Genomic DNA, 18,870 nt, shown 5'->3' with positions numbered 1-18,870 from the left:
GAATGGCTGTTGGGCAGCGGCGCAATCTACCTTCGGGATAAAGCGCGCCGCGTTGCGCTCATGCCATGCTAACCAACAATCCGGCCCTGCGCCATGCGCGCGGCGCGATCGCACATATGATCGATCACGTCAGGATCGTGGCTGACCAGCACCATCGTCAGGCCATCATTCTGTTTGAGATCGTTAAGCAGATTCAGGATCTCGGCCTGCACAGACATATCCAGCGCTGACGTCGGCTCATCCAGCAGCAGGATCTTTGGCTCCAGCAGCAGGGCGCGCACGATGGCCACGCGCTGACGCTGTCCACCGGACAGCTGATGCGGATAGCGATCCGCCAGCGCCGGATCCAGCCCGACATGGCGGAAGCCCGCGTTGATGCGATCGTCGATGTTATCGCGTCGCAGCAGCTTAAGCGGTTCCGCCAGCGTGCGGCGCAGCCGGTGGCGCGGATGCAGCGATGCATAGGGATCCTGAAACACCATCTGCACATCGCGCCGCAGCTGGCCGGTAAAGGGTTTGCCCGGCTGCACGGCGGTATTCGCCAGCGTCATCTGGCCGCGCCAGTGCGGATTCAGTCCGGCCATTACCCACAGCAGCGACGATTTACCGCAGCCGGAAGGCCCCACCAGACCGAAACACTCGCCGGCCGCCACCTGCAGGTTCACATCGTGCACCACGGTGCGCAGTTCATAACCCTGTTTGTGCGAGACACTCAGGTTGGCTAATTCAATCATGCATCTTCTCCAGCGCCGCGCGATCCAGCACCGGCAGGCGTTCGCCATGCGTCGCTTTACCCGGACGGCAGGCCCACAGCGTGCGGGTATAAGGATGGCTGGCGTCAGACAGCCGCGCCGCCGGCAGCGTGTCCAGCAGGCGGCCTTTGTACATCACCATCACCCGCTGACAGTGCTCGGAAACCTGTTGCAGATCGTGACTGATCAGCAGCAGGCCCATATTGCGCTGCTCCACCAGACGACGAATCAGCGCCAGCACCTGATCGCGCATGGCGTGATCGAGCGCCGAGGTCGGCTCATCGGCAATCAGCAGAGCGGGATCGGTAATCAGCGCGATCGCCAGCATCACGCGCTGGCCCATGCCGCCGGAGAGCTGATGCGGATAGCGCTTCATCAGCTGGCGTGGATCGGGCAGGCCCACCGCGTCCAGCATCTCGCACACTTTCTCTTTGCGCTCGGCGCGGCTCAGCTTGCGATGCAGCACCAGCGGCTCTTCAACCTGCCAGCCAATGGTGCGCGTCGGGTTGAGCGCGTATTTCGGGTCCTGCATGACCATCGCCACTTTGCCGCCGCGCACGCCAATCCAGTCGCGCTCGCGCAGGTGCAGGGCGTCTGCGCCCGCCACCCGCAGCCGGTCAGCCTGCAGCTGCAGCGCGGGCGACAGCAGGCCCATCAGCGCACGCGCGGTCAGGGATTTGCCCGAGCCGGATTCACCGACCAGCGCCACGCGTTCGCGGCCAAGGGTAAAGCTGATGTTATCCACCAGCAGCGCGTCGTGGCTGCGAATCGTCAGCCCCTGCGCATCAATTAACAGATCATTTGGCATGGCGGGTATCCAGTCGGTCACGCAGGCCGTCGCCTGTCAGGTTAAACGCCAGGCTGGCGAACAGAATGGCTGCGCCGGGCGCTGCCGCCACCCACCATTGGTCGAAAATCACTTTACTGCCTTCTGCTACCATCGAGCCCCATTCGGCGGTTGGCGGCTGTACGCCCATGCCGAGGAAGCCCAGCCCGGCGGCAGAAAGAATAATCCCGCCGAGGCTCAGCGCGGCACGCACCACGGCGGTCGGCAGGCAGAGCGGCAGAATGTGGCCAAACATCAGGCGCAGGCCGGTAATACCCTGCATGCGCGCGGCGGCGAGGTAATCGCTGCGGCGCAATGCCAGGGTTTCCGCGCGTGCCTGCCGGGCAAACGGCGGCCAGCTGGTGAGCGCCAGCGCCAGTGCGCCGTTCATCAGGCCCGGGCCCAGCATTGCCACCAGCGCCAGCGCAATCACCAGGTTGGGCAGCGACAGGAAAATATCGGTGATGCGCATCAGCACGCGTTCGGTCCAGCCGCCGACGTAGCCGGCAGTGATACCTACTAACAGGCCAACCGGGATGGTCAGCACCAGAATCAGCGACACCAGCAGCAGCGTCGGACGTGCACCGTAGATCACGCGCGACAATAAATCGCGCCCGAAGCCGTCGGTGCCGAACCAGTGCAGCGCCGACGGTGCCAGCAGACGCTGTTCAATCACCTGCGCGTTAGGATCAAACGGCGCCAGCAGCGGCGCCAGCAGCGCCATGGCCACCAGCACGATCACCAGCGTCAGGCCGATGGTCAGCGAGGTGATACGCGCCCGGCGCCGGCGCGGGCGCACGGTTTCCAGTTCATGAAGTTGTTGAGTCATCGGGTTCTCGGATCGGTTAACCAGGTGAGGGCGTCGGCCACGGCATTGAGCAGGATAAAGCAGCTGCCAATCAGCAACGTAGCGCCGAGAATCGCCGGAACATCGGCGGAAAACAGCGCGTTGGTCATGTAGCGACCGACGCCCGGCCAGGCGAATACGGTTTCCGTCAGCACGGACCCTTCCAGCAGTGTGGCGTAGGAGAGGGCGATAACGGTGATCAGCGTGCCCAGCACGTTGGGGAAAATATGACGCAGCAGAATGCGCGCCCGGCCAGCGCCTTTGGCGCGTGCCAGCACCACATACTCTTTGCTGCTCTCTTCCAGCAGCGCCGCGCGCAGCAGGCGCGTAATGCCTGCCATCGCCAGCAGGCCGAGAATCACCACCGGCAGCCACAGATGGGCAATCGCGTTGCGAAACATTTCCGCATCGCCGGAGAGCCAGCTATCAATCAGTACAAAGCCGGTCTTCGGTTCGAGGGTATAGATCCAGATATCATCCAGCTGGCCCGGACCGGCGGACCAGTGCAGCACGGCGTAGAACAGCAGCAGGCCCAGCAGACCGAGCCAGAACACCGGCACCGAGTAGCCCAGCAGCGAGATAAAGCGCGCCACATTATCGATGACGCTGCCCGGTTTCCACGCCGCCAGCAGTGCGAGCGTCACGCCGAAGACCGCAGCGAAAATCATCGAACAGGTCGCCAGCTCAAGCGTGGCGGGGAAGGTGCGCATCAGGTCGGCGCTGACCGGCTGATTGGTCAGGTGCGACAGGCCGAGATTGCCCTGCGCCAGATGGCTGATATAGCGCCAGAACTGTACCAGTACCGGCTGATCCAGCCCAAGATCGTGACGCACCTGAGCATAGGTGGCTTCGCTGGCGTGATCGCCGGCGATTTGCTGCACCGGGTCGACTGGCGACAGGTGCGACAGCATGAAAGTAAACGCTAACAAACCCACCAGCGTCACCAGCAACGACAGCAGGCTGGTGACGAGACGGCTGAAGCGCTGCCAGAGTGGCCGGGCGAACCCGGCCGATGACGCTGACGCTGCCATTACTTCGAAACCTGCGCGTAATACACCATGTCCGGGTTGATTCCCTGCACATAGCCCTGCAGATTGTCGCGCAGCGCAATCAGGTTACGCGCCTGCAGGCCAATCACGTACGGCGAGTTCTTCAGCACTTCGCGCTGCATCGCCTGATAAAGCGCAACGCGCTTATTGCTGTCGGCTTCGGCCGTCGCCGCCAGCGTCTGTTTGCTCAGCTCCGGGATGTGCCAGTCTGAACGGTAAGCAATGGTTTTGCTGCCATCTTCCGGGTTGTATGCGAAGGACGCGGCGTTGGTGTTCGGGTCGAAATAATCCGCGCCCCAGGCGTTGAGCGTGGCTTCATACTGATGCGCCTTCACGCGGGTGGAGACTTCAGAGCTTAAGCCCGGCTGCACTTCCACCTTCACGCCGCCTTTGGCGAAGCTGCCCTGCAGCGCCTGCGCGATATCAAGGTACGGCGGCTGATTGCTGGTGGAGAGCTTAAAGCTGACGTTGGTCAGGCCGGCCTTCTGCAGAATCGCTTTGGCTTTCTCTGGATCGTAGCTGTAAGGCGTGTCGTTCAGCGCACCGAGGAAACCCTTCGGCAGGAAGGTCTGGTGCACTTCAAACTGGCCTTTCAGCAGGTCATTGGCGATACCTTTATAGTCGAACAGGTAACGTGCCGCTTCCCACAGCGCCGGGTTCTTCAGTACGGGATTGGCACCGACGTTGAACTGAATGTAGTAGAGCGACGCCATCGGAATCGCTTCGGTCTTCACGCCGGCTTTGCCCTTCAGCGCAGCGATCTGGTCAGCACCGAGGTTACGCGCGATATCGACATCGCCCTGTTCCAGCAGCAGACGGCGCGCTGCCGGCTCCGGCACGTTTTTGATCAGAATGTTTTTCAGCTTCGGTGCACCGGCCGGTGAGGTCGGGTTGGCGCTGAGCAGTATCGCTTCATGCAGCACCACTTTGCGAATCTGGAACGGGCCGCTGCCGGCTGAGTGGGTGCCGAGCCACGCGTGGCCGAAATCACCGTTTTTGGCGTTGGCCTGCGCGGTTTTTTCATCAACGATCGAGGAGACGGGCGCGGACAGCAGGCTCAGCACATAGGCCGGGCTGACGTTGGCGCTCCAGCTAATCTGTACGTGGTCTTCATCGATCTTTTTCAGGAAGCTGTCGACGTTGTCTTTGTTCCAGCCGAGCTGGGTCAGAATAAAGGACGGATCGAGGTTGAGTTTCACCACGCGGCCCAGCGAGAAGATGACATCTTCCGGGCGCAGCGGGTTACCGCTGGCGAATTTCGCGTCTTTGCGCAGCGCAAACGTCAGGCTGCGGTTATCACTGCCCGGCTGCCATGACGTGGCCAGCGTTGGCTTAAGATCGGTCGGATTGGCCGGATCGGACTGCACCAGGCGCTGATAAATGTTAGTGAACGCTTGCACCGTGGTCAGTTCAAAGCCCTGGGCCGGATCAAAGCTGTCCGCATCATCCGTAGACTGCGCAATCACCAGCGTATCTTTCGGCGTGGCGGCCTGCGCGGAGAAGGCGGCTACCAGCGACAGCGCCAGCAGTGAGGGAATAATTTTTTTCATGTTGTTTCCTTGCCTTAAAAAAGTAACGCGAGTTTACGAGAGCGCTACAGTGAAGAATAGTCAATTTATGGCTATGCATATGCCGTAAGGTTCTAAGCGGTGCGCTTCAGTTATAAGCAAGAGGGCGTAACGCGGTCGGATTAATCTGACGCACCTTATTCCCGCGCGCTTTATCAACCAAATCGCAACGAAAATTAAATCAACCTGAACCCCGGAATAATTAACTTTACTTCGCTTTTCGCCCTCCTATAATAGCCGCAACTTCACGCAGGAGAATTCAGTTGGACAGTCACCCTTATCGATGGCAATACAAGGCAAGCTGACGCGCGAATTCTTTTGTCGCTGCTTGCCAACATGGCGGGCAGCAATCCTCACCTGTTTCTGATGATTGTTCCCTGATAATGACACCACAGCGGGCTGATGCCCGTGGGAATAGCATCATGCACATGATTTTAAACGCACTTTTTCCTCCGCCTCGATACGCGCGCTGATCTTCAGCGTGCTGAGCTTCCCTGCGCGTTAAGCCGCTTCAGGCTGCTGCTGCGCGCAGCGTTATCCAGGATTATGTTATTTCACTCGTTATTCAGCGAGCGACTTTCTTCGCCCATTATTTCCGGGAGGTAATATGGAAATTCCCGACAGGTTATTTTTAATTTAATCCGGTCACGCCGTGACAATTAATGTTTTCGACTTGTGCGCCTGGCGCGCAGGGATCGTTATTGCCGTAAAAAAATAAACGAGGAGTGTCATCATGACTGACATGAAACTCAACCAGGAAAAAAAAGCCTGGGACACCGTGCGTCCGGCACGTCAGAAAACCACACGCTATCTGATTGAAGACGAAGCCGCTTTTACCGCCGACGAAACGCTGCTGCGCCTGCGCAGCGATGCGCTGGGGCTGGTCGAACGCGAAGCGGAAGCGCGGCTGCAGATTTATGGTCGCAATCAGGTGGAGCATGATAAAGCGCCACCGGCGCTGGTGCAGCTGATTCAGGCTTTCAATAATCCGTTCATCTATGTGCTGCTGGCGCTGGCGCTGGTGAGCTTTTTCACCGACTACTGGATGCCGCTGCGCCATGGCGAGGAGACCGATCTGACCGGTGTCATCATCATTGTGACGATGGTAACGCTCAGCGGTCTGCTGCGCTTCTGGCAGGAGTTTCGCACCAACAAAGCGGCACAGGCGCTGAAATCGATGGTGCGCACTACCGCCACCGTGCTGCGCCGGGAATCGGTACAGCAGGCGCCGCAGAAACAGGAAGTGGACATCACCAGCCTGGTGCCCGGCGATATCATCTATCTCTCGGCGGGCGATCTGGTACCAGCCGATGTGCGGCTGCTCGACTCGCGCGATCTGTTTATCAGCCAGGCGATTCTGACCGGCGAATCGCTGCCGGTGGAGAAATATGACGTCACCGGTCACGTGGCCAGCAAGCAGGCCAGCGCCAGCGACAAAGATGCATCGCTGCTGGAGCTGGGCAGCGTATGCCTGATGGGCACTAACGTCTCCAGCGGCAGCGCCAAAGCGGTGGTGGTGGCGACCGGCGGGGAAACTTACTTCGGCAGCCTGGCGAAATCGATTGTCGGTAACCGCACACAAACCGCTTTCGATCGCGGCGTGAACAGCGTCAGCTGGCTGCTGATTCGCTTCATGCTGGTAATGGTGCCGGTGGTGCTGCTGATTAACGGCCTGACCAAAGGCGACTGGCTGGATGCTTCGCTGTTCGCGCTGGCGGTGGCGGTGGGACTGACGCCGGAAATGCTGCCGATGATTGTCAGCTCGAATCTGGCCAAAGGGGCGATTGCCATGTCGCGCCGTAAAGTGATCGTCAAACGCCTGAACGCGATCCAGAACCTCGGCGCCATGGACATTCTGTGTACCGACAAAACCGGCACGCTGACGCAGGACAACATTATCCTCGAGCACCATCTCGACTGTGCCGGGGTAGAGAACTCGCGCGTCCTGATGCTGAGCTGGCTCAACAGCCATTACCAGAGCGGCACGCCTAACCTGATGGATCGCGCCATCCTGCGTTACGGCAAAGGACGCATCAGCGCGGACATGAGCGACTACTACAGCAAAGTGGATGAGCTGCCGTTTGATTTTGTGCGTCGGCGCGTTTCAGTGGTGGTGCGTGACCGCCGCCTCAACCAGCAGATGCTGATCTGTAAGGGCGCAGTCGAGGAGATGCTGAGCATTGCCAGCGCCGAACGCGAAGGCAAACTGATTCAGCCGCTCAATGAAACCCGTCGCGCGGAGCTGCTGGCGCTGGCGCATCAGTACAATCAGCAGGGCTTCCGCGTGCTGCTGGTGGCCAGCCGCGTGCTGGCGGAGCCGGGCCTGCAACAGGCGCTGAGCGTCGCGGATGAGCAGGGGCTGACCATCGAAGGGCTGCTGACCTTCCTCGATCCGCCGAAGGAGAGTGCGGCGAAGGCGATTACCGCGCTGAACGAGAACGGCGTAACGGTCAAAGTGCTGACCGGCGATAATCCGGTAGTGACGGCGCGCATCTGCCAGCAGGTGGGCATCGACTGTGGCGAGATCCTCACCGGCGAGGCGATTGCCGCGATGAGCGATGAGCAGCTGGCGCAGGCCGCGGCGCGCAGCTCGGTGTTTGCCAAACTGACGCCGCTGCAGAAGTCACGCATTCTGCGTGCGCTGCAGCAGCAGGGCCATACGGTGGGTTTTCTCGGTGACGGCATCAATGATGCGCCGGCGCTGCGTGACGCCGATGTGGGGATCTCGGTCGACAGCGCGGCGGACATCGCCAAAGAGTCTTCTGACATCATCCTGCTGGAAAAGGATTTAATGGTGCTGGAAGAGGGCGTGATGAAGGGGCGCGAGACGTTCGGCAACATCATCAAGTACCTGAACATGACCGCCAGTTCCAACTTCGGCAATGTGTTCTCGGTGCTGGTGGCGAGCGCGTTCATCCCGTTCCTGCCGATGCTGGCGATTCACCTGCTGATTCAGAACCTGATGTACGATCTGTCACAGCTGGCGCTGCCGTGGGACAAAATGGATCGCGAGTTCCTGCGCAAACCACGCAAATGGGACGCGCGCAACATCAAACGCTTTATGCTGTGGATTGGGCCAACGTCGTCAATTTTTGACATCACCACCTTTGCGCTGATGTGGTACGTGTTCGCGGCGAATACCCCAGCGATGCAGTCACTGTTCCAGTCCGGCTGGTTTGTGGAAGGGCTGCTGTCGCAGACGCTGGTGGTGCACATGCTGCGCACGCGCAAAATTCCGTTTATCCAGAGCCGCGCGGCGCTGCCGGTGCTGCTGACCACCGCCTGCGTAATGATTGCCGGCATTCTGCTGCCGTTCTCGCCGCTCGGCGCGATGGTCGGCCTGGTGCCGCTGCCATGGAGCTATTTCCCGTGGCTGCTGGCCACGCTGCTCGGCTACTGCCTGGTGGCGCAGGGCATGAAAACGCTGTACATCAAGCGCTTTGGCCAGTGGTTCTGAGTGCAGGAGGCGCTATGAAGCAACGCAACCTGGATAAAACGGTGTGCCACCTGCTGATAATTATGGTGGTCATCGTCGTGCTAACGTTAGTGTTCCGGTAAGGACAACAGGGCAGGGTATCCTGCCCTTTTTCGTGGCACACCAACCAGCGAGAGACAGATGAGCCAACAACAGCGAGCATTGATTATTGGGGCGTCAAAAGGCATTGGCCTGGCCGTGGTGCAGCAACTACTGCAGGCGGGCTGGCAGGTGACCGCCACCTACCGTTCCACGGCGGTTTCGTTTCAGCATCCGCAGCTGCAGTGGCTGGCGCTGGATATCACCGATGGCGCGCAGCGTGACGCGCTGGTCCGGCAGCTCGGCGACGCACCCTTTGATTGCATCCTGATTAACGCCGGGATTCTTGGTCCGCACGCGTCACAGCTGCGCGACGTGGACGATGTGCAGCTCAGCGAGCTGTTCTTCACCAATGCGGTGGCGCCGGTGCGCCTGGCGGAGAGCCTGCTGCCGCTGCTGCGCGATAAACAGAGCGTGCTGGGCCTGACCACGTCGCGTCTCGCCAGCCTCAACGAGAACCGTGACGCGGCGATGCCGTTCTACTCAGCCAGCAAAGCGGCGCTGAATATGCTGAGCCGCACGCTGGCGACGCAGATGCACCAGCAGGGCAGCACGCTGCTGTCACTGCATCCGGGCTGGGTAAAAACGGATATGGGCGGTGAGGGCGCGGATATCACCGTCACCGAGAGCGCGCAGGGCATGGTCACGCAACTGCAGCAGTTTAGCGGGCGTGGCGGCCATCATTACGTGGATTACCGCGGCCAGCTGCTGAACTGGTAATGCTTAGCCTGCTGGTTAGCGCCAGCAGGTTTTTTTCTTACTCATCCGGCGAATAGTACTGCACGCCGATTTCGATACGTTCGCGACCGCTTGCTACGCGGTGGCGGTTGGTATCGCGCAGCGAATAGATGCAGCCGCAATATTCCTGCTGATAGAAGCGCTCGCGCTTGCTGATCTCAATCATGCGCGACGAACCGCCACCTTTACGCCAGTTAAACTCCCAGTACAGCATATCCGGATAGCGCGCCGCCGCGCGTACACCGCAGTCGTTGATTTGCTGCATATTCTTCCAGCGCGAAATGCCGAGTGAACTGGTGATCACCGGGAAGCCGTGTTCATGCGCGTACAGCGCGGTGCGCTCGAAGCGCATGTCGAAACACATGGTGCAGCGCACGCCGCGCTCCGGCTCCCACTCCATGCCACGCGCGCGCTCAAACCAGTTGTCTTTGTCGTAATCGGCATCGACAAAAGGCACGCCAAACTGCTCGGCAAAGCGGATGTTCTCCTCTTTGCGCAGCTCGTACTCTTTCAGCGGATGGATGTTCGGGTTGTAGAAGAAGATGGTGTAATCGATGCCGGATGCCAGCATCGCTTCCATCACTTCTCCCGAGCAGGGAGCGCAGCAGGAGTGCAGCAGCACTTTATTATGGCCATTCGGCAAGGGCAGCGGCTGGCGTTGAAATGTATCGGACATAAAGTTAATTAATGGTTAAGGGCGATGCGGCAAGTGTAGGGGCAAAGGCCGGCCGATGCAAAGCGTCGGTGGCGTTTCAGGGAGGGGCCCGTGGTGCTGCGTGGTACCCGTTCGCCGGGGATGCTTAGCGGCGCGATTGATCGCGTAATACATTGCGCCGCTTGCAGGGTCAATGACCCACCTTCGCGCATCACTGCGCAGGCTGCGGGAGGTCAGGTCTCATCGTGAATGGTGGTTGACGCACCGTTCTGCTGCACCGAGCGGATGCCGTTTTCCGCCGCCTGTTTAGAGCTGTACATCTCGCTGGTGGCGATGGTTTCGCCGTTGCTGGCTTTAAGCACAAACCAGTATTTCTGCGACAATGCTGTATCGCTTTTTCTCAGTACGTAATATCCCATGTGCTTTCTCCTTGTGCCGGCACCCGATGGCCGGTTCGCTTACTATTTGCGCAGCCTGCTTATTAATCAATCACTGATTAGGAATTTGCCCGAATCCAGGAGCGGGATCGCAGCGTTTTGTATCAATCCGGTTGCTGGCAGGCACAAAAAAGGCCGCGTGGCGGCCTTTTGGGGATAATAGTTAGCGCTATTACTCAGAGACTTTCTTTTTCAGATCGCTGGCACCTTCTTTGGTTTTATTCCAGCCTTTCTGCGCGCCTTCTTTGGTGGCGTCCCAACCTTTTTCAGTACCTTCTTTGGTGCTGTTCCAGGCTTTCTGCGAGTTTTCGCTCGCTTTGCTGGTCAGGCTATCGCTTTTACCTTCGGCAGCATGTTTGGCTTTGAGCTGCTGCTCTTCACCCTGATGCTGCGCCTGATGCAGTTTCTCTTTCGCCGTATTGGCGCCCGCTTTGGCGTCAGCGACGGTTTCATCGGTTGCGTGTGTGGCGGCAAACGCCGTAGAAGTCAGAAGAATGGCGGATAACGCAATAATCGTCTTTTTCATAATATAGTCCCTCATTAAGCATCATAAGTGTTATGAGCGTAGTTAAGAGTGGCACAGAGCGCAACGCAGGGCATTAGGAATAAACTGTAAGTGAATCGTACCGTTTCTGTGGGCGTTTCTGGCATAAGTGCGCAGCAGGGAGGACGTTTTCGCAAGCTTTTGTTCGTTACGGCTGACTGAGGGTAAAGCAGTCAGCGTCGTTCGGGTGATCAGATGTCACCCGCCAGGATGTATGTCCCGGCAGCGACAGACTCGAATAATTTATTGCCTCATAGGCTCACCGGACAGGACTGAACGCTCGAGTGCGCGGGTTTCCCGAATATTTCGCGCTGGCGGTGAACCAAACAGCCGTGAATATTCACGGGTAAACTGCGTCACGCTCTCATATCCCACCGCATTAGCAGCAATACCGATGGCTGTCCCTTCCGTCAGCATCAGTCGTCGTGCTTCAAGCAGACGCAGCTGTTTCTGGAATTGCAGCGGGGTGAGCGTGGTGATATGGCGGAAATGCGTATGAAATACCGAGAGGCTCATACCGGCGGCGTCAGCGAGGGTTTTCATGCGCAGCGGTTGTGCATAATTGGCCCGAATGATTGCGACTGCCCGTGCAATCCGCCGCGCATGGCTGTCAGTGCTGCCGAGGGCGCGCAGCGCGCTGCCGTGCCGTCCTGACAATAGCCAGTAATGTAACTCCCGCACCAACTGGCTGCCCAGCACGGCGAGCGCGCGCGGTCTGCTGAGCATGTTCAGCAGGCGCAAAGCGGCTTCTGCCACATCTTCTTCGATCTGATCAATGCTTACGGGCAAATCCGTTGCCGCCTCCAGCCCGACCATATTTGCCATCAGTTCACTAATCACCGCCGCATCCAGTTCCACGACCAGAGAATAATAAGGGGTGTCGGCACTGGCGCTGATAACCTGACTCACGGTTGGCACGTCCATGGTGATCAGCAAGGATTCACCCGCACCAAAATCAAAACGATCGCTGCCCATGGTCACGCGTTTACTGCCTTGCAGCACCATTGCGATCAACGGTTTAGTGATAGCGAATTGCAACGCGGTAGGCGCGGTCTCGCGCAGAATGAACACTCCATCCACCGGCGTTGCAGCCACGCCCGCTCCGTTGTGGTGTTCATCAGCATAATGCCTTGCCGCCTGCAGCAAAGCCGCCATCCTCCCGGCAGAGTCAAATTCATTGTCTCCTGCAGGGCGTTCCTCATACGAGTGATCACGCTTTTTCATATTATCAGGCAATTAATAAAAAATTTCAGATGCGACCATTCTAGTAAATACGGCGTCAAATAAAAATATAAAAATAATCAGGCAATAATTAAAAATTATTGGGCAACCTTGTAAGTCTGCCGATTGTTAGAATCACTCTCCCACTATTGAGGAGATATTTCATGACAACCCTTTCTCTTGTAACTGGCGCCAGCCGGGGTCTTGGCCGTAATACCGCACTGAGCATTGCCCGCCATGGTGGTGATGTCATCGTGACTTATCGTACTGGTAAAGAAGCGGCGGATGCCGTGGTGAATGAAATTCAGGCGCTTGGCCGTAAAGCAGTTGCGCTGCAACTGGATACCAGCAACGTATCGTCCTTCCCGGGTTTCGTCGCCGCCGTGCGCAATATTCTGAAAGGTGACTGGGGACGCGAAACGTTCGACCATCTGATCAACAACGCCGGGCATGGGGAAATGGCCGACTTTAGCGCAACCACGGAAGAACAGTTCGACGCGTTATTTAACGTACACGTCAAAGGGGTGTTTTTTCTGACGCAGTCGCTGCTGCCGCTGCTGGTCGATGGCGGACGCATCGTCAACTTCTCTTCGGGGCTGACCCGCGTGTCGTTCCCGGGCTTCTCAGCCTATTCGGCTGCCAAGGGCGCCGTTGAAATACTCTCCGTGTATATGGCGAAAGAACTGGGCAGCCGCGGCATCACCGTGAATACCGTGGCTCCGGGAGCGATTGAGACCGATTTCCTGGGTGGCGCGGTGCGTGACATCCCGGATTACAACCAGGCATTTGCTGGCATGACCGCGCTGGGTCGCGTGGGCCTGCCTGATGACATCGGCCCGATGATTGCCAGCCTGCTGGGACCGGACAACCGCTGGGTCACCGGTCAGCGTATTGAAGTTTCCGGTGGGCAGTCCATTTAGTTGCCCGATGATGGATTCCGCCCGGTGCGGAATCCATCCTGTTCCCCTGATGCAATAAGAGGTATTTGATGCCTAAAATGATCATTCATGCGCCAGCAGGCACTTTCGATGCGGCTGAGCGTCAACAGGTTGCCAGAGCTTTGACGCAGTTAGGACTTGATTGCGAGGCGCTGCCAGACTCCCCTCTGGTTCGTAGTACGGTATGGACCTACTTTGCCGAATACTCTTCTGATGCCGTCTTTATGGGAGAAAAACCCGCATGGTTGCCGGTTGTGTCCCTTCAGATATATGTCATCAAAGGTGGCCTGGATGAGGATGCAAAGAAGAAGCTGATTAAGGGAGCAACCGCCATTCTGGATCGTCGTCCGTCAGGCACTTCTGTCGCGCCTGTCTATGTGGTGATACAGGAAATTGAAGAAGCCAACTGGGGCATATTTGGTCAGCAGGCCGATCTGGCAGCGCTTCGCGCCAGCGATGAAAACGCTGCGGCGATTTGAAGGAAATAGTTTTGATAGGGGGGCGGGAAAACTATCAGGGAATGGTGTGAAGATTACAGTGTTGCGGCTATTGAGTATGTCTGATGTTACTTACGCATCCTGAAGGAAAGATGTACATCAATATCAGATGTGATTACCTGAGCTAAGCTGGCTGAGTTGACAATCGGCAGAGCATAAGAAGGTAAGGAATAGAATGAAACAGGAATGGTAATTGCCCGGCCCTGGGTTTAAGATTTGACTCGTATAAAGCGAAAGGAGAAGGTAATGGATACCACCGAACAGCTAAATGGAACGTACTTTTATGGTGGACTAACAAATCTCAGTGCGGGGGAATTATTTTTCTGGATTATGGTAGACGTAACCGCAGAACATTTCACTGGCGCGAAGGATGTTCTGGCGGCAGCAGCAATTTATAGCGGTCAGAACACTATCACCGTCAGAGGCAAGCTAGGTAGTGCTACGCCCGGCACAAGTTATGCCTCAAAGTATTCAAGGAAACTGCTTAGGGATATTCGGCTCCCTTTCCGCTTACCTACCTGGATTCAAAATCCCGCAAATCCTTTTGAAGTTAAAAGAATAATGACATCAAAGCTTTCGACGTTTGTAGGGCGTGCTATTCCTGTGGTTGGCTGGGTGATCCTGGCGGGCGATGTGGCGCAAATAGGTTATCAGTCTATGGTACGTTACAATCGCATTGTCACAGAGGAAGATAAGATATGGTAAGGCAGGATATTGAACAGGCAGTTTATTCACTTCTGGCCGAGTACAATGGTAGAAGCCTTCTTACCTTTCGACGTTATCCTTTAAAGCATTCTACTGATTTGAATAAAGATTTTCGTATGGATCCTCTTGATGCCTATGAGCTACTTGAAAGGTATTCTGAAAGGTTTGGCATTGATCCCAAATCAATTAATTTTCAGCGATACTTTCCAGATGATTTCAGCGAACCGCATAAGCCACTTACTGTTCAGCTCCTGATCGATTCTGCTGAAGCCGGAAGCTGGCTGGATGATTGAGGCATCTTTAGGAGATTCGTTGATATGAGCCTTGGATTGAAAATGTAGAATTGCCAACTGACTTAGCGGTGGGTTGGGGATTCGATCGAAAAAAGCTGAGCAGAGCAGACCAGGCCAAACTGAACTGATTGCGGTGAGTCGATGCGCAGCTTGCAAATCGCTTTCAGGTGTGAAGGCCGCTTATGAGCTGGCGGAATCTGAAAAAGTATCGTAACTTCATGATATATATATTTTTATTATGATTCAAATTTTAGCGGTATACCTAAGCGTATACCAATTCATATCTTTAGGCGTTTTTATATGAAGGGGGAGGAAATCGACTGGCTCTGTAATTTTTAACTAAATAGCAGCAAAAATGTTTGAGCTGCTTCAGCCAGGCTTGCCTTATCATAGGTGAAAGCGGGCATAAGAGTCGTCAATCCCATATAGTATGTAATTAATGAGGATTATCCTCCCTTATCTCAATTACATTTATCTATTTTAAGAAAAGCATCTCCTATTTCATCAGAATAATCTCTCAACACATTGCATATCACAATATGGTCAATTGTTGGCTTTAGAAATAAAAGGCTTGCAGTGATCTGCATCAAGCTAATTGCAGTTGAATGGGCTGGGTCAGTCATTCCTGAATTGCTTTGCCCTACTAGTAATATATCATCTTTAGCTTCGCAGAGACCAAGCCTGTTTCTCATTGCTTTAGCGCCAGTATGTATATTCTGACTCGCCCATTTGTAATAAGGTCGCATGTGCTCCAATTGAACGTCTTTTTCAATAGCTCCAAAACCTACTTTATTATGGTTGGGGAAAAGATAGGATGCCCACCCATAATTATCTGCAAATTTTTTACCATATTTATTTATCAACAAATCAAACTGAATCTTGCAATCTGCCACCTCCTCAACAGTTGGACCTTTTGCTTGTAATCGATGCTCATATTTTTTGTGCTCCAGCATACCATGATATGAGTCAACCACATCATGGTAGAAAAAGCGTTCTGCACACTCTTTTCCATGCTTGCAAATAAACATAGCTGTAGCTGCTACTTCGTGAAGTGCTCGCCACCTTGCATGAGCTGCATCGGCATATCCATTTTTTAAGAGACACAATATTTCGTTAGCAATATGGCAAGACCGGGCATGATGTCTGACAACTAAATCAAAAACTAAATCATCTTCTGATGCAGCTTGTGCTCTGTAAGTTTCATTGAATTCAGCACCTGATTCGGTACATATTACAATGAGTGTTTCCAATAAATCAAAACCTACTGACCATCTTGAAGTATTTCCCTCAACAAAGCTATTTGAAAGTGAACGATATTCTTTAAGCATTTCGCTGGAGTTTTTAACGAAATTCTCTTTAACGGTTGTTGTCAATTCTAATATTAAGTTAGTGGTAATTCTTTCGATATCGATGTCATTGGGTAAATCATTGTTCTCATTGAAGATACTTTCTATACGCTCAAGTAAAGCTTTCTGAAAAACTTCCATATAACCCCCTTGATTAATTCATTGTTGATGTTTTTTTAAGTCTATATGAAATTGAATATAGCTATTCTGCTCATGTAGTTCTATCTGTTTGTGTTTGTATCGCTTAACTCAATCATAGGTATGACTAAAGAAATATTTTTCATTAACCTAACACACTGTCAACTCTTTGGTGCAATGCATTGCATTGCAATTCAAATTCACATAGAAACCGATACTTAAAAATTGAGTTATCTGAAATCTCGTGACTTATAAAGATTTTCTAAGAAATCCTTCACACTGTTCACCACTCGATTTTTACCATTAAAATCATATTATTAAGTGATGTATGATAGGTGTAGGGTGACGAGTATCATTCATCACCGGTGAAGCATAGGCGTAAAAAAACCGGCTTTCGCCGGTTCAGATAGTCATGCTGCTGCAGGGGCGTCGCACTTCGGCAGCCAGTCGGTGCTGCTTTCTTCCGTCAGGTCAAGGTTGGTCTGCATTCCCAGTTTTGTCCGGCGTTTCATGTAGTGTTGTCCGTATTCCCGCATGATACTCTCCAGCGACAGGCCAAACATCTTCATGCTGAGCGGATTCCTGTAGCCGTTGGCCTCCATATAGGCCAGATAGGCATGGTAAAGGTAGCGCCTGGGCTGAAGCGGCCTGATGCTGGCGTTTCCCATATAGAGTGCGTTTGGCTCCGGCGTCGTGAACAGGTACCCGCAGAAGTCCACCATCGGGTCCGCATCGCGCTTGATGCGCATCGCCTCGTCGGAGTTCTGCTGCGACTGAAGCAGCGACCGGGCCTGCTGCGGCTGGCTGAACTGCTGCATCAGCTGGCGCACGATAACGGCCAGCTCACCGCTGATTTTTTCCTTCAGCTGCGGGTCGCGCTCGTCTGCAGGGATAATTTCCGGGAAGTGCAGTATCACCCGGCGGCGCGACACGCCCCCGCTGCGGTCGGTAAAGCGCATCGGGTTGTTGTTGACGGCCAGAATCACCGCCGGAATGTGCGTTGAGTAGGCGTCGCGGTACTTCGGGTCAACGGACACCGAATCGCCGCCGGTAATCGCCTTTATGCCCGCGCCGTCGCCGCTCCATTTTTCCTGGTCGGGCAGGATAATCAGCGAGTAGCCAATCACCGCCGCACGTTCGCGCGACGACTCCAGCGTTTCGATAGTTGCTGAAGTGGTGTTGTCCGTTCCGGCCAGCATGGTGGCGATTTCCGCCATGATGCTCTTACCGCTGCCGCCGGGACCGGTGACCTCCAGAAACAGCTGCCAGTCGTAGCGGTTCGCCAGCACCATAAACAGCGCGGCCAGAATGATGTCACGCTTGGCCGGGTCCCGTCCGGCGGCGCGGTCGAGCCACTGCCAGAAGTGCGGCGCATGGTCTGCCAGCGTTTCACCCTGAACGGGTTTTGTGTAGTCCACCTCGCTGACCGTGCGCAGCCAGAAGTCTTTACTGTGCGGGCTGAAGCCGCCGGTGCGGGTGTCCAGCACGCCGTTACGGAAGCCAATCAGGCGGCGCGCCGGGTCGGCCTGCTGCGGCAGCATCAGCTTCAGCGTGTCCACCACGCCTGAAATCTTGCCCGCCGAAAACGGCGCGCGCAGGCGCTGGAACAGCTTTGCCACGTCACGCTCAAACTGCTTCCCGGAAATCACCTTCCACGCGCCGGAACGGTAGCGGGACAGAATTTCCCCGCTGGCGTCCACGGCCAGCGCGCTGCGGTAGTGCTCCGCCACGCGCTCTGCCTTTTCACTGGCGCTCATGGCTGAAAACTCCGCCTCGCTCATCACGTCGAACGGACTGGCGGCGGGCGGCGTGGCGGCTTCGGCCAGCGCCCGCCGGGTGCTTTCCTCACCGTGCTGCATGAAGGCGTCGTTCCAGTCGCCGAACACTGGCGGCAGGGCTACGGCTGCGCGGCTGGCTTCGGCTGCCTGCTTTGCTTTAGCCTGGCCGTCGCCGCTCAGGTCGCGGTCGGCGGCAATCAGCAGCGGCAGCGTGGCGTGCTTTTCACGGGCAAGGCCAGCCAGAGAAAGGAGGTTAACGGACGACAGGGCAACCCAAACCTCATCCCCGGTCAGGTTGTGCACCGTCAGGCCGGTGGCGTAGCCCTCCGTCAGCCAGATGCGCGCTGCCGGTTTGCCGGTGCTGAGAACGTGGCATGCGCCTTTTACCTGGCCGCCCTTCAGCGTGCGCTTCTCGCCCGCAGCGTTAATTAGCTGCACGTTCACCAGCTGGCCGCCCGTATCGTGCAGGGGAACAAGCAAATCACCGGCACGATAGGCCGTGAGCGCGACTTTCTGCGGCTTCGCCAGCGTCAGGCAGGACTGCTGCGGCCAGCCCTTGCGCGACAGGTAGGCGTTGCCGGTTGCCTGCTGCGCGGTGCTTACCAGCTGCTGTGCATGCTTCATGGCGGCGGCACGGGCGGCTTCGTTATCTTCGCCCGCGCTGGCGGCAGGCGAGCTGTCCACCGGTGACAGGCTGCCGGTCAGGCCGTTTACCCGTGCGGCGGCTTCGGACAGGCTCAGCGAGAGTGCTTTTTTCACCAGGTCCATGCCGTCACCGGCACCGCACTGATTACAAATCCACGTGCCGCGTCCCTCCTGGTCGTCAAAGCGGAAGCGGTCGGTTCCGCCGCATACCGGGCAGGAGGTATGGCGGTTCTTCACCACCTTCACGCCCAGCGCGGGCAGGATGCGGGGCCACTGGCCTCGCGCGGCTTTTGCCGCGTCGGATACGGTCATTTTCATT

The 18,870-nt window shown here is 56.3% G+C and carries 17 protein-coding genes; 6 read left to right on the top strand and 11 right to left on the bottom strand.

What is annotated here, in order from left to right; genetic code table 11:
- Positions 1-68: 68 nt before the first annotated feature.
- The 5 genes from OXR61_RS14910 to OXR61_RS14890 are packed head-to-tail and all read right to left on the bottom strand — an operon-like array spanning position 69 to position 5,024.
- Positions 69-734: an ABC transporter ATP-binding protein gene (locus OXR61_RS14910; protein ID WP_021506479.1), complete on the bottom strand. Its 666-nt coding sequence runs from the start codon at positions 732-734 to the stop codon at positions 69-71.
- Positions 727-1,560 (bottom strand): ABC transporter ATP-binding protein, encoded by an 834-nt coding sequence (locus OXR61_RS14905; protein ID WP_021506480.1) that lies wholly within the window; start codon positions 1,558-1,560, stop codon positions 727-729. Before OXR61_RS14905 ends, OXR61_RS14910 begins: the two co-directional genes overlap by 8 nt.
- The gene (locus OXR61_RS14900; RefSeq protein ID WP_031279350.1) at positions 1,550-2,407 is read right to left on the bottom strand and encodes an ABC transporter permease; all 858 of its coding nucleotides are present in this window, start codon (positions 2,405-2,407) and stop codon (positions 1,550-1,552) included. The genes OXR61_RS14905 and OXR61_RS14900 overlap by 11 nt, the downstream gene beginning before the upstream one ends.
- A complete protein-coding gene (locus OXR61_RS14895; RefSeq protein WP_021506482.1) occupies positions 2,404-3,456 on the bottom strand; it encodes an ABC transporter permease in 1,053 nt (350 codons plus the stop codon). The genes OXR61_RS14900 and OXR61_RS14895 overlap by 4 nt, the downstream gene beginning before the upstream one ends.
- On the bottom strand, positions 3,456-5,024 hold the full coding sequence (locus OXR61_RS14890) for an ABC transporter substrate-binding protein (RefSeq protein WP_021506483.1): 1,569 nt from the start codon (positions 5,022-5,024) through the stop codon (positions 3,456-3,458). The genes OXR61_RS14895 and OXR61_RS14890 overlap by 1 nt, the downstream gene beginning before the upstream one ends.
- Before the next feature lie 751 nt (positions 5,025-5,775).
- Between OXR61_RS14890 and mgtA the strand changes: the two genes are divergently transcribed.
- A complete protein-coding gene (gene mgtA / locus OXR61_RS14885; RefSeq protein ID WP_021506484.1) occupies positions 5,776-8,499 on the top strand; it encodes a magnesium-translocating P-type ATPase in 2,724 nt (907 codons plus the stop codon).
- A gap of 159 nt (positions 8,500-8,658) precedes the next feature.
- Positions 8,659-9,336: an SDR family oxidoreductase gene (locus OXR61_RS14880; RefSeq protein WP_031279353.1), complete on the top strand. Its 678-nt coding sequence runs from the start codon at positions 8,659-8,661 to the stop codon at positions 9,334-9,336.
- 37 nt (positions 9,337-9,373) lie between these two features.
- Here OXR61_RS14880 and OXR61_RS14875 read toward each other — a convergent pair whose 3' ends face one another.
- From OXR61_RS14875 to OXR61_RS14860, 4 genes are all read right to left on the bottom strand, one after another.
- The gene (locus OXR61_RS14875; RefSeq protein ID WP_031279356.1) at positions 9,374-10,030 is read right to left on the bottom strand and encodes an epoxyqueuosine reductase QueH; all 657 of its coding nucleotides are present in this window, start codon (positions 10,028-10,030) and stop codon (positions 9,374-9,376) included.
- 212 nt (positions 10,031-10,242) lie between these two features.
- The gene (locus OXR61_RS14870; RefSeq protein WP_021506487.1) at positions 10,243-10,428 is read right to left on the bottom strand and encodes a YegP family protein; all 186 of its coding nucleotides are present in this window, start codon (positions 10,426-10,428) and stop codon (positions 10,243-10,245) included.
- Between the two features lie 190 nt (positions 10,429-10,618).
- The gene (locus tag OXR61_RS14865) at positions 10,619-10,972 is read right to left on the bottom strand and encodes a hypothetical protein (protein ID WP_021506488.1); all 354 of its coding nucleotides are present in this window, start codon (positions 10,970-10,972) and stop codon (positions 10,619-10,621) included.
- A 261-nt stretch (positions 10,973-11,233) separates the two neighbouring features.
- Positions 11,234-12,145, bottom strand: a complete 912-nt coding sequence (locus OXR61_RS14860; protein ID WP_021506489.1) for an AraC family transcriptional regulator — start codon at positions 12,143-12,145, stop codon at positions 11,234-11,236.
- A gap of 230 nt (positions 12,146-12,375) precedes the next feature.
- Here OXR61_RS14860 and OXR61_RS14855 point away from each other — a divergent pair, with 230 nt between their 5' ends.
- The 4 genes from OXR61_RS14855 to OXR61_RS14840 all read left to right on the top strand — a co-directional run bounded on the left by OXR61_RS14855 (position 12,376) and on the right by OXR61_RS14840 (position 14,644).
- Complete coding sequence (locus tag OXR61_RS14855; RefSeq protein WP_021506490.1) at positions 12,376-13,131, top strand: SDR family oxidoreductase; 756 nt, start codon at positions 12,376-12,378, stop codon at positions 13,129-13,131.
- Between the two features lie 68 nt (positions 13,132-13,199).
- Positions 13,200-13,628, top strand: coding sequence for a tautomerase family protein (locus OXR61_RS14850; RefSeq protein WP_021506491.1), 429 nt, complete (start codon positions 13,200-13,202; stop codon positions 13,626-13,628).
- Positions 13,629-13,892: 264 nt separating this feature from the next.
- Positions 13,893-14,351 (top strand): STM2901 family protein, encoded by a 459-nt coding sequence (locus OXR61_RS14845; RefSeq protein ID WP_021506492.1) that lies wholly within the window; start codon positions 13,893-13,895, stop codon positions 14,349-14,351.
- Complete coding sequence (locus OXR61_RS14840; RefSeq protein ID WP_021506493.1) at positions 14,345-14,644, top strand: DUF1493 family protein; 300 nt, start codon at positions 14,345-14,347, stop codon at positions 14,642-14,644. The genes OXR61_RS14845 and OXR61_RS14840 overlap by 7 nt, the downstream gene beginning before the upstream one ends.
- Before the next feature lie 461 nt (positions 14,645-15,105).
- On the opposite strand, the gene OXR61_RS14835 is transcribed toward OXR61_RS14840, so the two are convergent.
- Together OXR61_RS14835 and OXR61_RS14830 are read right to left on the bottom strand one after the other, a co-directional pair.
- On the bottom strand, positions 15,106-16,131 hold the full coding sequence (locus tag OXR61_RS14835) for a DUF5677 domain-containing protein (protein ID WP_267412354.1): 1,026 nt from the start codon (positions 16,129-16,131) through the stop codon (positions 15,106-15,108).
- Positions 16,132-16,538: 407 nt separating this feature from the next.
- Positions 16,539-18,869: a phage/plasmid primase, P4 family gene (locus OXR61_RS14830; RefSeq protein WP_267412353.1), complete on the bottom strand. Its 2,331-nt coding sequence runs from the start codon at positions 18,867-18,869 to the stop codon at positions 16,539-16,541.
- Position 18,870: the final 1 nt, after the last annotated feature.

The sequence above is a fragment of the Pantoea sp. GM_Pan_4 genome (assembly GCF_026541005.1).
Taxonomy (GTDB): Bacteria; Pseudomonadota; Gammaproteobacteria; order Enterobacterales; family Enterobacteriaceae; genus Pantoea; species Pantoea dispersa.
Note: the sequence above shows the minus strand (reverse complement) of the source record. Positions and strands in the feature narration are given on the sequence as shown.